Genomic DNA, 13,259 nt, shown 5'->3' with positions numbered 1-13,259 from the left:
GACCGCTCAGCTTTACCTAATCGACAGGGATTTGTGCAGGGTTGACAGCTACGTGATCTGGACATGGCGGAGACCCGCCACCGTCACTCCCACGCCAAGGGGGACGAACCGGTCACCTGGGCAGGACGAGTACGTATGCGGCGGGATCGCGGTCGTCCGCCGCGCTCAGTGCCGTACGCACCACCGTGGCCTGCTGGTCGAGCGATTCGCGCAGCTTGCGGGGGGTGAGATGGACGACCGTGACACCCAGCCGCTCCAGGTGCTCGCGCTTGCGCGCGTACCGCGACCACAGCGCCTCGTCCTCGCCCGCACCGCCCTGCCGGGGCGCCCGGGTGTCCAACTCGACGGCGACGGCCTGTTCCGGCCAGTACGCGTCCACGCAGCCCAGCGAAGGACCGCCGGGCAGCCGCAGTTCCACGTTCCACACCGGGTCGGGCAGCCCGTTCAGGAACACCATCTCGTACAGCCGGCCCTCCGCCAGTGCCCGGCCCTCGGCGAGCAGCGCGTCCACCGCCTCGACCACGTGCGGCCGGGCCAGCAGCCTCGCCTGATTCAACTCCCGCACCAGCGCCGACGGTTCGCAGTAGCCGCCGCGGACGGCCTCGGCCAGCAGCAGCCCGACCGCCGCCGCTTCGGACAGGTCGGCGACCGCGTCGGCCACCGCACGCGCCACCGGCGCGACCGGCACACCGGTGAGCGAAACGGACCGGGGCAGGGCATGTGTACGGATCAGCCGGGCGAAGCCCGTGGAGCGCAGCCGCCGGGTGCGCGCCACGAGCACGTCGACGGTGTCGAGGGCGTGCGGCGAGGGCGCCGACTCGAAGCCGTACAGCGCCAGCGCGGCGGGACCGGTGATCATCGCGGCGCCGTACGGGAAGTCGGCGGGCGGCCGGGGCCCGTCGGCGGCCCGGGACCCGTCCGACGGTTGCGTGGGGACCCCCGCCGCGCCCTCCGGGCTCGGCCGGCCCGCGTACAGCAGCGCGGCGTGCAGCCGCTCCTCGCCGGTCGGCGGACCCTGGTGCAACAGACAGACCCCCGGCAGCAGTTGCTGCCAGGGGCCGTCGGGCCTGCACTGCGCGTGCGCCTTGGCGGCGGGCACGCCGTGCTCACGGAGCTGGGCGAGCGACAGCACGCGCAGCCGCACGCCTTCGGTGAGGTGGCTCAAGGGGCAGGGGGTGACGGGGGTGTTGTTGTTCATGTCCCGGGTCTCCCCGCGCGCTCACCCTCCGCTAACCCCTGTTACGCGTTCGTCGACATAACCGGACAAGCTCGTCCTAAAGTACGGACGTTCGACTGCCGATCACGTTCTGCCGCTCACGCGGCGGCGGCGTCGCACTCCTGACCGCGCAGGGACCGCGCCAGGTCGTCGGCCGCCTCCGTCACCAGCCTGCGCAGCGCCGGCGCCGCGTCCTCGTGCGCGGCGAGCCAGGCCCGCGTCGCTTCGAGCGTCGACGGGTCGTCCTTGAGATCGGGGTACAGGCCCTTCACCACATCCATGCCGATCTGGATCGAACGCTCCGACCACACCCGCTCGATCGCCTCGAAGTACCGCTCCGCGTACGGCGCGATCAGCTCCCGCTGGCCGGGCTGGGCGAAGCCCGCGATCGTCGCCTCCACCAGCGCGTTCGACAGGACGTCCGACTCGACGACCTGCGCCCACGCCTGCGCCTTGACGGCGGCGGACGGCCGGGCCGCCAGGCACCGCACCTGGTGCCGCTTCCCCGACGCCGTGTCGTCGCGGGCCAGTTCGGCCGCGACGTCCGACTCGTCGGCCAGGCCGTGCGCCACGAGCGGTTCGAGGAACGTCCAGCGCAGCTCCTGGTCGACATCGAGACCGTCGATCTTGGCCGAGCCCGCCAGCAGCCCGCGCAGCAGCTGGAAGTCGGAGTCCGAAGCGGCGACGGCGGCCAGGAACCGCGCCCAGGTCAGCTGGTGCTGGCTGCCCGGCTCCGCCGTACGCAGCTCGCTCAGCGCGCCCTCGGCGAGCAACTGCCCGCCCTCCGCGCGCCACTGCGGCGCCGCGTACCGGGTCAGCGCGGACCGCGCCCAGGCGTGCAGCATCTGGAGCACCCCGATGTCGCTCTCCCGACCCGCGTGGGCGAGCACCAGCGCGATGAAGTCGCGGGCTGGCATCAGGGCGTCCCGGGTCAGGTTCCACAGCGCCGACCAGCACAGGGCGCGCGCCAGCGGGTCGGTCAGCTCACCGAGCCGCGCGCGCAGGGTGTCCAGCGAACCGGCGTCGAAGCGGATCTTGCAGTACGTCAGGTCGTCGTCGTTGACCAGGATCAGCTCGGGCCGCTCGGCGCCCGCCAGCTCCGGCACGACCGTTCGGGGGCCGACGACATCGGTCTCCGTACGGGCGAACCGGTCGAGGCCGCCGTCCGGTGTGCGCCGGTAGAGGCCGATCGCCACCCGGTGCGGCCGCAGTTCGGGCCACGCCTCCGCCGCGTCCTGGACGATGGCCAGTTCCGTGATCCGGTCCTCGCCGTCGTACACGACCTGCGGGGTCAGGGAGTTGACGCCCGCCGTCTCCAGCCAGGCCCGCGACCAGGCCGCCAGGTCCCGGCCGGAGGTCTCCGTCAGCACGGCCAGCAGGTCTTCAAGACGGGTGTTGCCGTACGCGTGCCGCTTGAAGTAGCGCCTGGCGCCCTCCAGGAAGGCGTCCCTGCCGACGTAGGCGACCAGCTGCTTGAGCACCGAGGCGCCCTTCGCGTACGTGATCCCGTCGAAGTTGAGCTTCGCGTCCTCCAGGTCACGGATGTCGGCCGTGATCGGGTGGGTGGACGGCAGCTGGTCGGCGCGGTACGCCCACGCCTTGCGGTTGTTGGCGAAGGTCGTCCAGCCGTTGGTGAAGCGGGTGGCCTCCACCATCGCGAACACGCCCATGTAGTCGGCGAAGGACTCCTTCAGCCACAGGTCGTCCCACCACCGCATGGTGACCAGGTCGCCGAACCACATGTGCGCCATCTCGTGCAGGATCACATTGGCCCGGCGCTCGTACGACGCCTGGGTGACCTTGCCCCGGTAGATGTACTCCTCGCGGAAGGTGACGAGCCCGGGGTTCTCCATCGCGCCCAGGTTGTACTCCGGCACGAAGGCCTGGTCGTACTTGCCGAACGGGTACGGGTAGTCGAAGTTGTCGTGGAAGAAGTCCAGGCCCTGCTTGGTGAGCAGGAAGACGTCGTCCGCGTCGAAGTGCCGGGCCAGGCCCTTGCGGCACATCGCGCCGAGCGGGATCTCCAGCGTCGAGCCGTCCGGCAGGGCGCGCCGGTAGGTGTCGCTCACGTAGTGGTACGGGCCGGCGACGACCGCCGTGATGTACGTCGAGATCGGCTTCGTCTCCGCGAACCGCCACACCCCGTCCGTCAGGGTCCCGGCGCCGTTGCTCCAGACCTGCCAGCCGTCGGGGGCCGTCACCTCGAACAGGTACGGCGCCTTGAGGTCGGGCTGCTCGAAGTTGGCGAACACCCGCCGCGCGTCGGCCGGTTCGTACTGCGTGTACAGATAGACCTCGCCGTCCTCCGGGTCGACGAAGCGGTGCATGCCCTCGCCCGTACGGCTGTACGCGCACTGCGCGTCCACCACCAGCACGTTCTCCGCCTGGAGGCCGTCGAGCGCGATCCGTGAGCCGTCGAAGACGGCCGCGGGGTCCAGCTCGTGCCCGTTCAGCGACAGGGCCGTCACCGACGGGGCGATCAGATCCGCGAAGCTCGCGGCCCCGGGCTCGGCGCACCGGAAGCGGATCGTCGTCACCGACCGGAACGTACGGGGCCCTGCCGCACCCGCGGGCACACCGGACGCGGCGGGCGCGTCCTGCGCTCCCGGCTCCGCGTCGAGCGCCGAGCGCAGGTCGAGGGCGATCTCGTACCCGTCCACGGACAGCAGGGCTGCCCGCTCGCGGGCCTCGTCACGGGACAGATTCTCACCGGGCACGGACACTCCTTCGGGACTCGTACGAACAGGACCGATCCTCGCACGCGGTGCTGACAGGGGGCGAAGGGGAATGCGCCGGGCCGCCCGGTACGTTGCCGCAGCGAGGTGTATCCGCAGTCCGTAAGAGGAGAGACATGTCCGAGAAGACCCCCGTCGACTTCTGGTTCGACCCGCTGTGCCCCTGGGCCTGGATGACCTCGCGCTGGGTGCTCGAAGTGGAGAAGGGCCGTGACCTCGACATCCGCTGGCACGTCATGAGCCTGGCCGTGCTGAACGAGCCGCGCCTCGACGAGATGCCCGAGGAGTACCGCGACATGATGGCGACGAAGGCGTGGGCGCCGGTCCGTGTCGTCATCGCCGCCCAGCAGAAGCACGGCGACGAGGTCGTGGGCAAGCTCTACACGGCGCTCGGCACGCACATCCACGTCAACGGCGAGGGCCCGACCCGCGAGGCCATCGCCGCCGCGCTCAAGGACGTCGACCTCCCCGCCGACCTGCTCGACTACGCCGACTCCGACACGTACGACACCGAGCTGCGCGCCTCCCACCAGGAAGGCATCGACAAGGTCGGCCAGGAGGTCGGCACCCCCGTCATCGCCGTCCCCGGCGCCGACGGCGAGCAGGTCGCCTTCTTCGGCCCGGTCGTCACGCCCGCCCCGAAGGGCGAGGAGGCGCTGAAGCTCTGGGACGGCACGCTGCTGGTCGCCTCGATCCCCGGCTTCTACGAGCTCAAGCGCACCAGGACGCAGGGCCCGGTCTTCGACTGACCTCTCCCACGGACGGCACATGACAGCACCGGACGGCACCGGGCTCCCGCGGACGCGGCGGGGGCCCGGTGTTGTTGGGCCCCCGACAACGCTCTGACCTCGGCTTTGTGGACAACTGACGGCGCCACGGCGCGAGCGGGTACGTTACCGTCAGGCTGACCGTAACCGCCCCCGCACCTCCCCGGAGTCCCGATGAGCACCGCTGCCGCAGCCCCCCGTACCGGAGCGGTCCTCGCCGACCTCCTGCCGGCCACCCGCACCCGCGACATCGCGCTGGTGCTCGGCGGCGCCGCGCTCACCGGCGTGGCGGCGCAGCTCTCCGTCACCGTGCCCGGATCGCCCGTGCCGGTCACCGGCCAGACCTTCGCTGCGCTCCTCGTCGGTACGGCGCTGGGTGCCCGCAGGGGCTTCCTCTCCCTCGCCGTCTACACCCTCGTCGGTCTCGCGGGCGTGCCGTGGTTCTCGGCCGGCAGCTCCGGCCCCGGCGGCGCCTCCCTCGGCTATGTCTTCGGCATGCTGCTCGCGGCCGCCGCCGTCGGTGCGCTGGCCGAGCGCGGCGGCGACCGCTCCGTGCTGCGCACGGCGGCCACGATGGTGCTGGGCTCGGCGGTCATCTACGCGGTGGGCGTGCCGTATCTGGCGGTGTCCACCGGCATGTCGACGAGCGCGGCGATATCAGCCGGCCTTGTGCCCTTCCTGCTCGGCGACGGGCTGAAGGCCGCTCTCGCGACCGGTGCCTTCCCCGCCGCCTGGACGTTCGTCAACCGCAAGGGCTGACCCCGCCGCTCCCGCGCCGGGCGCGCCGCCGTTCTGCCGCCTGCGGTGGTCCCGTACCAGCGCGACGGCCACCACGATCGCCGCCACCAGCAGCGACAGCAGCACCTGGTCGCGCCCGGAGTCGTCGGTGAGCATGTAGACGAGGACGAACACGATCATCACGATCGTCGCCCAGGTCAGATACGGGAACAGCCACATCCGCACGACGAGCTTGTCCGGGTTCTCCCGCAGGATGATGCCGCGCATCCGCAGCTGGGTGCAGCAGATGACCAGCCACACGAAGAGCGCCACGGCCCCGGACGAGTTGAGCAGGAACTGGAACACCGTGTCGGGCCACTGGTAGTTGAACCAGACGGCGAGGAAGCCGAAGAGCACGGACGACAGGATCGCCACCTGCGGCACCCCGCGCTTGTTGATCCGGGCGAAGGCCACGGGTGCGTCCTTGCGCCGTCCCAGCGAGAACGCCATCCGGGACGCCGTGTAGAGACCGGAGTTGAGACAGGACAGCACGGCCGTCAGCACGATGACGTTCATGATGTCGCCCGCGTGCGGCAGCCCGATCGAGTTGAGGGCCGCCACGTACGAGCCGTCCTTCTCGATGGACTTGTCGTTCCAGGGGACGAGCGTCAGCACGACGAAGATCGATCCGAGGTAGAAGATCGCGATACGCCAGATCACGCTGTTCGTCGCCTTCGACACGGCGCCCCGCGGGTCCGCCGACTCACCCGCGGCCAGCGTGACGATCTCGCTGCCCATGAAGGAGAAGACGACCAGCAGCACCCCGGTCAGGATCGCGCCGGGCCCCTTGGGCAGGAACCCGCCGGTGTCGGTGAGATGGCTGAAGCCGGCTCCCGCGTTGTGCGAGCCGGGCAGCACGCCGAAGACGGCCAGCAGCCCGATGACGACGAACGCCCCGATCGCCACGACCTTGATACCCGCGAACCAGAACTCGAACTCGCCGTAGGAGGCGACCGAGGCGAGGTTCGACGCGGTCAGTACGACCATGACGATCAGCGCCCACGCCCATTGCGGCACCGCGGGCACCCAGCCCTCCAGGATCACCGCGCCGGCCGTCGCCTCGACGGCCAGCACCACGACCCAGAAGAACCAGTAGAGCCAGCCGATCGAGAAGCCGGCCCAGCGGCCGAGCGCCCGGTCGGCGTAGGCGGAGAAGGAGCCCGACGTCGGTTGGGCGGCGGCCATCTCGCCCAGCATCCGCATGACGAGCACGACCATCGCGCCGACGAGCGCGTACGACAGCAGGATGGCGGGCCCGGCCGCTGCGATACCGGAGCCCGAGCCGACGAACAGCCCCGCCCCGATCACACCGCCGATCGCGATCATCGACAGATGGCGGTTCTTGAGGCCGGCCCGCAGGCCGTCGGGCGATTGCGGATTCCCAGGTTGGGTGGGGTCTCCGCCTTCCTTCGTGGGGGTAGGCAGGGGAGCCATATGTGATTCCTTATTCCAGAGCAGTACATGACAATGCCGACACCGCACTGGCGCCAGGCACCCCGTAGCGCTACCCAACGTCGCGCATGCCACACTCACCTCATGCGCGTGTACCTCGGCTCCGACCATGCCGGCTTCGAACTCAAGGCCCACCTCGTCGCCTGGCTCACGGCCCACGGCCATGAGCCCGTCGACTGCGGACCCCACATCTACGACGCCCAGGACGACTACCCGCCGTTCTGCCTGCGCACGGCGCAGCGCACCGCTGCCGACCCGGGCAGCCTCGGCATCGTGATCGGCGGCTCGGGCAACGGCGAGCAGATCGCCGCCAACAAGGTCAAGGGCGTACGGGCCGCACTGGCCTGGAGCGAGGAGACCGCCGAGCTGGGCCGCGAGCACAACAACGCGAACGTGATGGCGGTCGGCAGCCGGATGCACAGCCTCGACGAGGCGACCTCGTTCGTCGAGGTCTTCCTCAAGACCCCGTACTCGGGCGCCGAACGCCACGCGCGCCGGATCGAGATGCTGGAGCGGTACGAGGCGACGGGCGAACTCCCCCCGATCCCCGCGCACCACCCGCAGCAGGGCTAGGTCGCGTCCGCGCGGTCTCGTCCGGGCGGACACTCCCTGCCCGCCCCGCCCCCGCCTCGCCCCACCGAGTCCCACCGTGCCGCCGGGCCGTGCGCCCGGCGGCACCGTCAGTTCGCCGTCGCTCAGGAGTCTTCGTGCCGGAAGGGCATACGATCCACCGTCTCGCCGCGGACCACATCGACCGCTTCGGCGGCCGGCCGGTCCGGGTCAGCAGCCCGCAGGGCAAGTTCTCCGACAGCGCGGCGCTGCTCGACGGGCGGGTCATGGAGGGCGCCGACGCCCACGGGAAACACCTCTTTCTCGGCTTCGGCGGCGCCGGCTGGGTCCATGTCCATCTCGGCCTCTTCGGCAAGGTGCACTTCGGCGCCCCGCCGCTCCCGCCGCCCAGGGACACCGTCCGGCTGCGCATCGCGGACGACACGGCGTACATGGACCTGCGCGGCCCCACCACCTGCGCCCTGATCACCGAGCCGGAGAAGCAGGCGATACACGACCGCCTCGGCCCCGACCCGCTGCGCGCTGCTACCGACGATCCCGAAGCGGCCGAGGCGTACGGCGAGAAGGCGTGGGAGCGGATCTCCCGCTCCCGGGTCACCGTCGCCGCACTGTTGATGGACCAGAAGGTCATCGCCGGCGTCGGCAACGTCTACCGCGCCGAGGTCCTGTTCCGGCACGGCATCGACCCCTACCGCGCCGGCAAGGACCTCGGCCACGACGAGTGGCACGCCGTCTGGGCCGATCTGATCGGACTGATGCGCGAAGGCGTACGGAACAACCGCATCGACACCGTCCGCCCCGAACACACCCCCGAGGCGATGGGCCGCCCTCCCCGGGTCGACGACCACGGCGGCGAGGTCTACGTCTACCGCAGGGCGCTGCTGCCCTGCCTGCTGTGCGGCACCGAGATCCGGACGGCGCCCCTCGCCGCCCGGAACCTCTTCTGGTGCCCCAACTGCCAGCGGGACTAGGGACGTCAGGCCCGGGTGCCGATGACGACGGTGGCGAACAGCTCCTCCGAGCCCGCCACCCGTGGCTTGAGACCGTCGCGCGCGACCGTGGCCACCGCGCGCGCCGTCTGCCGCTCGCTCGTCTCGAACAGCAGATGGCCGCCCGGCGCCAGCCAGCGCGCGGCCTCGGCCGTCACGCGGCGCAGTACGTCGAGGCCGTCCGCGCCGCCGTCGAGCGCCACCCGCGCCTCGTGCACCCGGGCCTCTTGCGGCAGCAGTTCGATCTCCTCGGTGGGCACGTACGGCACATTGGCCAGCAGGACGTCGACCCGGCCCCTGAGCGACGCGGGCAGCGGATCGTACAGATCGCCCTCGTAGACCGACCCGCCGGCCGCCGCCACATTGCGCCGCGCGCACCGGACGGCGACGGGGTCGATGTCGGCGGCGTACAGCTCCGCCGCGCGCTGTTCGGGGCGCGCGGCGAGCGCGGCGCCGAGCGCCCCCGAGCCGCAGCACAGATCGACGATGACGGAGCCCGGGCCGGCGAGTTCGGCCGCCTGCTGGACCAGGAACTCGGTGCGCCTGCGCGGTACGAAGACGCCGGGGTCGACGGCGATCCGCAGCCCGCAGAACTCGGCCCAGCCGAGGACATGTTCGAGGGGGAGTCCGGCGGCCCGCCGCTCCACCATCGCGGTGAGTTCGGCGGGTGAAGCGGCGGTGGAGAGGATCAACTCCGCCTCGTCCTCGGCGAAGACACAGCCGGCGGCCCGGAGCCTGGTGACAACGGCGGAGAGCGGAAGGGGTGACGGTGAGGTCGACATGGAAGCCTTTCGGGAAGCCTGCGAGCGCTCCCTCGGCCCCGGTGCGCGGGCCCGGCTACGCCGGACGTACCGCGCTGCCGTGGGAGAGGGACACCCGGCCTGCGCCAGCGGTAATGGGTCCCACCTCCTCGGTCGTACGTGTCTGAAGACGCCCTCACTCTACCCGAGCGGCTCCCGCCGCCCGCCGCCCGGAACCGCTCACCGGAACCGTTCAGAAGCCGTGCGGCAGCCAGGGCGCGATGTCCGAGGCGAACGCGGGCGAAGCGGCGGCCAGCGCGCCCTCCCGCAGCTCCCGCACCCGGCCGGCCCGAGCCAGCGACGACAGCGTCACCCCGCCCAGATAGGCGGCGCCCAGCTCCCGCGCCGAGAGGGACAGCTCCGCCGGATCGGCCGTGCGCTCGCAGGACGCGCCCTTCGCGTCACCGGAGAGCCGCCAACGCCCCTCGTTCCAGGGGCAGAAGCTGTCCTCGACCTCGATCACCACATCCACCGGCGCCTGGTACGTGCGGGCTTCGAGCGCCGCACCCACCTCGACGAGCCGCACATACAGCCCGTCCCGCAGCAGCATGCTGCTGCGCCGCACGTCGGAGACCAGATGCTGGATCGCGTCGTCGGCCGGGCGGTTGTTCACGCTGACCGTGGACGTCAGATCGATGTCGAAGAGGAAGCGCCACAGCGCCGCGTACGCCGCCGCGTCCCGCGCGTGCAGATGATGGAGATGGACCGTGCCCTTGGGCCCTCTGGTGTCGAACTCCGGTTTGGTCTGGAACAGCACGAACCCGACGCTCTCGCCGTCCCGTTCGGCCAGCACGCACTGCGACGCCGACTTGCCGTGCCGGTCGTCCGCGGGGTCGAAGAACTGCACCCGGTCCCACCCGGCCGTGCGGGCCGTCATACCGGGGCGGACAGCGACGTCCGCCGCGTACAGCTCCTCACAGACACGCTGCACCTCCGGATCGGTGGACCGCGCGCGGCGCAGCCGTACGCCGTCGGTCCCCAGCGGTGCGTCGACCCGCACCCGCGACGAGTCGATGTCCAGCGAGAGCTTCTGCGTCGCGGCGCCGTACCCGAACCGCCCGTAGATCGGCGGCTCCGACGCGGTCAGCACCGCGAGCGGTTCGCCCCACTCCCGTACGTCGTCGAGCTGCCGGCGCATCATCGACGTGAGCACGCCCTGCCGCCGGTGCGTCGCCCCCACGCTCACCATGGTCACGCCGGCGGCGGGCACCGAAGCGCCGCCGGGCACGGTCACCCGGAAGCTGAACGCCCCTGCCGTACCCACGCATTCGTCGCCGTCCCAGACGCCGATGAAGCGGTCGTGCTCCGCCAGTCCTGCCCACAGCGCCTGTTCCTCGGCGGACTCCCCGGCCCCGCCGAAGGCGAGCAAGAACGCCTCGTACCAACGGTCCCATTCCGACGTGCGCAGCACCCGCAGCTCTTTGGTCATATGCCATCAGTACCAGGGGTTACGGTGACAAGGCGACCCGATTTCGAACACAATGTCATGGGGGTCCCCCTGCACGACGGGCGACCGGATCGATAGGGTCCACAACAATGGCCGGTGTCGCGGGAGCGGACTCGTTTTCGGCCCGGATGCGCAGGCGACTGCACCGGGTCCGCAACGTCGTGCGCAAATCCGGGGTCGACTACTTCCGCGGTGACGGCTCCGACTGGATCGCCTTCATCGGGCTGCTGCTCTTCATCCCGGCCATCACCGTCACCACCCTCGCCGTCCCGGTCTGGTGCGCGCCCGCCGCGCTGGTCCTGCCGATCGTGGCCGGCGGGCTGTTGCTGCGCCCGGCGAGCCTGCTCGCGCTGTACGCGGCGTCCGCCGTGGCGCTCATCGTCGAATCGATAGTCCTCGGCCCGTACGACGAAGGCGCCTCACGCGTCACCCCCGGCACCGTGCTCGTGGTCGCCGCCTGCGGTCTCTTCGGGCTGCTCATCGCCCAGTTCAGGGCCAGGGTCGGGGTGCCGTGGCGGCGCGGCGGGACGATGCTCTTCGACCTGCGGGAACGTATCCGCGTACAGAGCGCGCTGCCCCGGCTGCCGGAGGGCTGGCACCGCGAGATGGCGCTGCGCCCGGCGGGCGGCCAGTCCTTCTCCGGTGACTTCGTGGTCGCCGCCCGCACCAACGGCGGCCGGACGCTCGAAGTCGTCCTCACCGACGTCTCGGGCAAGGGTATGGACGCGGGCTCCCGCGCCCTGCTCCTGTCGGGCGCGTTCGGCGGTCTGCTCGGCTCGCTCCCCTCGCACGGCTTCCTCCCGGCGGCCAACGGCTATCTGCTCCGGCAGGACTGGGACGAGGGCTTCGCCACCTCCATCCACCTCGTACTCGACCTCGACTCGGGCGACTACGAACTCCTCTCGGCGGGACATCTGCCCGCCCTGCAACTGCACGCGGGAAGCGGTCGCTGGGAGGAGAAGTCGGGCGAGGGCCCGCTGCTGGGTGTCTACGACGGAGCCCAGTTCGACGCGGTCAAGGGCTCGTTGGCGCACGGCGACGTACTGATGCTGTTCACCGACGGCCTGGTGGAGATCCCCGGCCGCGACCTCTCCGAAGGCGTGGACCGCCTCACGGGCGAGGCCGACCGCTATGTGACGGCGGGCTTCGAGGGCGCGGCCTGGCATCTGATCGAGGCGGTGGCGAAGAACGTGAACGACGACAGAGCCCTGCTGCTGATCTGCCGCGAGGCCTGAGCCGGGAATGCCGCGCCTCACCCGGACCGTCGGGACGTTTCCAGCGGCTCAGGCTCCGGCAGCGGTTCCGTCGTCGGCTCCGCGCCCAACTCCGGCGTGGCCGCGCGGCTGAAGGCGGAGCCCGGGAGGATCCGGGCCAGCCAGGCCGATCGGCCGGCGGCCAGGGGGCCGAGGACGGCCAGCACCAGGACGTAGCCCGCGATGAACGGCGCCAGTCGGGGGTCCAGGCCCGCCGCCGCTGCCATCGTCGCGAGGATCAGGGCGAACTCGCCGCGCGCCAGCAGCGTGGTCGAGATGTTCGCCGCCTGGCCCGCGCCGAAGCGGTAGACCCGCGCAGCCGCGAGACCGGCGAAGACGTTCATCGCGAGGGTCACCCCGACCGCCGCCAGCACCGGCCAGAGCACGCTCGGCAGATCCCCCGGGTTGATCGAGAGTCCGAAGCCGAAGAAGAAGATCGCGCCGAACGCGTCCCGCAGCGGGTGGACGAGCTTGCGGATCCGCTCGCCCGACGTCGTACTGCCGAGCATCAGACCGACCATGAAGGCGCCGATGGCGTCGGCGACCCCGAACCACTCGGAGACGCCCGCGACGAACACGGCGGCGCCGAGGAAGGAGATGACGAGCAGTTCGTCGTCCTTCGTGTTCATCAGCCGGCCGATGACCTTCGTGCCGAACCGGGCCGCCAGCGCCAGCAGCAGCAGGAACCCGAACGCCTTCCCGCCGTCCATCAGCGCGGCCTGCAAACTGGTCGCGCCGGACAGGATCGGCTGGAGCGCGGCGAGATAGAGCGCCAGGAAGATGTCCTCGACGACGATGATGCCGAGGATCGGCTTCGTCTCCGGATTGCCGATCCGGCCGAGGTCGACCAGCACCTTGGTCACGATGGCGGACGACGAGATACCGAGCACTCCCGCCAGCACCAGCGCCTCCGACATGCCCCAGCCGAGGGCGAAGCCGAAACCGAGCCCCGCGCCGACGTTCAGCGCGAGATAGGTGCCTCCGGCGAGCGCCATCTTGCGCCCGCCGGTCTTGAGATCGTCCATGTGGAACTCAAGACCGAGGTAGAAGAGCAGCAGCACCAGGCCGAGGGCCGAGAGCATTTCGAGGTCGTGCGGGTCGGAGACCAGCACGATGCCGGGGGTGTGCGGACCGAGGAGAATCCCGGCCAGGATGAACAGCGGGATGGTGGGCAGTTCGATACGGCTGCCGAGGCGGGCGAGCAGGGCGGCAGCGAGGAAGGCGCCGCCCATGGCTATGAGGGTCTCTGCGTG

11 protein-coding genes are annotated in these 13,259 nt (G+C 71.2%); 5 read left to right on the top strand and 6 right to left on the bottom strand.

The window, feature by feature from the left end; translation table 11 throughout:
* Nucleotides 1-112 precede the first annotated feature (112 nt).
* Together OHS57_RS12760 and pepN are read right to left on the bottom strand one after the other, a co-directional pair.
* Nucleotides 113-1,198, bottom strand: a complete 1,086-nt coding sequence (locus OHS57_RS12760; RefSeq protein WP_328581984.1) for a hypothetical protein — start codon at nt 1,196-1,198, stop codon at nt 113-115.
* Between the two features lie 116 nt (nt 1,199-1,314).
* Nucleotides 1,315-3,933, bottom strand: coding sequence for an aminopeptidase N (pepN, locus tag OHS57_RS12755; RefSeq protein ID WP_328581983.1), 2,619 nt, complete (start codon nt 3,931-3,933; stop codon nt 1,315-1,317).
* A 134-nt stretch (nt 3,934-4,067) separates the two neighbouring features.
* Here pepN and OHS57_RS12750 point away from each other — a divergent pair, with 134 nt between their 5' ends.
* Together OHS57_RS12750 and OHS57_RS12745 are read left to right on the top strand one after the other, a co-directional pair.
* Nucleotides 4,068-4,700 carry a mycothiol-dependent nitroreductase Rv2466c family protein gene (locus OHS57_RS12750; RefSeq protein ID WP_041989717.1) on the top strand — a complete coding sequence of 211 codons (633 nt, stop codon included), beginning with the start codon at nt 4,068-4,070 and terminating at the stop codon, nt 4,698-4,700.
* Nucleotides 4,701-4,892: 192 nt separating this feature from the next.
* Nucleotides 4,893-5,477 (top strand): biotin transporter BioY, encoded by a 585-nt coding sequence (locus tag OHS57_RS12745; RefSeq protein ID WP_328581982.1) that lies wholly within the window; start codon nt 4,893-4,895, stop codon nt 5,475-5,477.
* Here OHS57_RS12745 and OHS57_RS12740 read toward each other — a convergent pair.
* Nucleotides 5,376-6,929: an amino acid permease gene (locus OHS57_RS12740; RefSeq protein WP_328581981.1), complete on the bottom strand. Its 1,554-nt coding sequence runs from the start codon at nt 6,927-6,929 to the stop codon at nt 5,376-5,378. The two genes, OHS57_RS12745 and OHS57_RS12740, sit on opposite strands and share 102 nt — an antisense overlap.
* A gap of 102 nt (nt 6,930-7,031) precedes the next feature.
* Between OHS57_RS12740 and OHS57_RS12735 the strand changes: the two genes are divergently transcribed.
* Nucleotides 7,032-7,520, top strand: a complete 489-nt coding sequence (locus OHS57_RS12735) for a ribose-5-phosphate isomerase (protein WP_041989723.1) — start codon at nt 7,032-7,034, stop codon at nt 7,518-7,520.
* 134 nt (nt 7,521-7,654) lie between these two features.
* The gene (locus OHS57_RS12730) at nt 7,655-8,488 is read left to right on the top strand and encodes an Fpg/Nei family DNA glycosylase (RefSeq protein ID WP_328581980.1); all 834 of its coding nucleotides are present in this window, start codon (nt 7,655-7,657) and stop codon (nt 8,486-8,488) included.
* Nucleotides 8,489-8,493: 5 nt separating this feature from the next.
* Here the strand turns inward: OHS57_RS12730 and OHS57_RS12725 are convergent, their stop codons facing one another.
* Both OHS57_RS12725 and OHS57_RS12720 read right to left on the bottom strand, forming a co-directional pair.
* Nucleotides 8,494-9,288 (bottom strand): putative protein N(5)-glutamine methyltransferase, encoded by a 795-nt coding sequence (locus OHS57_RS12725; RefSeq protein WP_328581979.1) that lies wholly within the window; start codon nt 9,286-9,288, stop codon nt 8,494-8,496.
* A gap of 211 nt (nt 9,289-9,499) precedes the next feature.
* The gene (locus OHS57_RS12720; protein ID WP_328581978.1) at nt 9,500-10,735 is read right to left on the bottom strand and encodes a GNAT family N-acetyltransferase; all 1,236 of its coding nucleotides are present in this window, start codon (nt 10,733-10,735) and stop codon (nt 9,500-9,502) included.
* A gap of 107 nt (nt 10,736-10,842) precedes the next feature.
* Between OHS57_RS12720 and OHS57_RS12715 the strand changes: the two genes are divergently transcribed.
* Nucleotides 10,843-11,988 (top strand): PP2C family protein-serine/threonine phosphatase, encoded by a 1,146-nt coding sequence (locus OHS57_RS12715; RefSeq protein WP_041989734.1) that lies wholly within the window; start codon nt 10,843-10,845, stop codon nt 11,986-11,988.
* Nucleotides 11,989-12,005: 17 nt separating this feature from the next.
* Here the strand turns inward: OHS57_RS12715 and OHS57_RS12710 are convergent, their stop codons facing one another.
* The gene (locus OHS57_RS12710) at nt 12,006-13,238 is read right to left on the bottom strand and encodes a cation:proton antiporter (RefSeq protein ID WP_328581977.1); all 1,233 of its coding nucleotides are present in this window, start codon (nt 13,236-13,238) and stop codon (nt 12,006-12,008) included.
* Between the last annotated feature and the right edge of the window lie 21 nt (nt 13,239-13,259).

The organism is Streptomyces sp. NBC_00370, assembly GCF_036084755.1.
GTDB lineage: Bacteria > Actinomycetota > Actinomycetes > Streptomycetales > Streptomycetaceae > Streptomyces.
The sequence above is the reverse complement of the archived record's forward strand: the minus strand, read 5'-3'. Positions and strand labels throughout refer to the sequence as shown.

Bases quoted from the DNA above. Each gene is read 5' to 3' on its own strand.
- OHS57_RS12760 (WP_328581984.1), bottom strand. From the start codon at position 1,198: ATGAACAACAACACCCCCGTCACCCCCTGCCCCTTGAGCCACCTCACC.
- OHS57_RS12750 (WP_041989717.1), top strand. From the start codon at position 4,068: ATGTCCGAGAAGACCCCCGTCGACTTCTGGTTCGACCCGCTGTGCCCC.
- OHS57_RS12745 (WP_328581982.1), top strand. From the start codon at position 4,893: ATGAGCACCGCTGCCGCAGCCCCCCGTACCGGAGCGGTCCTCGCCGAC.
- OHS57_RS12740 (WP_328581981.1), bottom strand. From the start codon at position 6,929: ATGGCTCCCCTGCCTACCCCCACGAAGGAAGGCGGAGACCCCACCCAA.
- OHS57_RS12735 (WP_041989723.1), top strand. From the start codon at position 7,032: ATGCGCGTGTACCTCGGCTCCGACCATGCCGGCTTCGAACTCAAGGCC.
- OHS57_RS12725 (WP_328581979.1), bottom strand. From the start codon at position 9,288: ATGTCGACCTCACCGTCACCCCTTCCGCTCTCCGCCGTTGTCACCAGG.
- OHS57_RS12720 (WP_328581978.1), bottom strand. From the start codon at position 10,735: ATGACCAAAGAGCTGCGGGTGCTGCGCACGTCGGAATGGGACCGTTGG.
- OHS57_RS12715 (WP_041989734.1), top strand. From the start codon at position 10,843: ATGGCCGGTGTCGCGGGAGCGGACTCGTTTTCGGCCCGGATGCGCAGG.
- OHS57_RS12710 (WP_328581977.1), bottom strand. From the start codon at position 13,238: ATGGGCGGCGCCTTCCTCGCTGCCGCCCTGCTCGCCCGCCTCGGCAGC.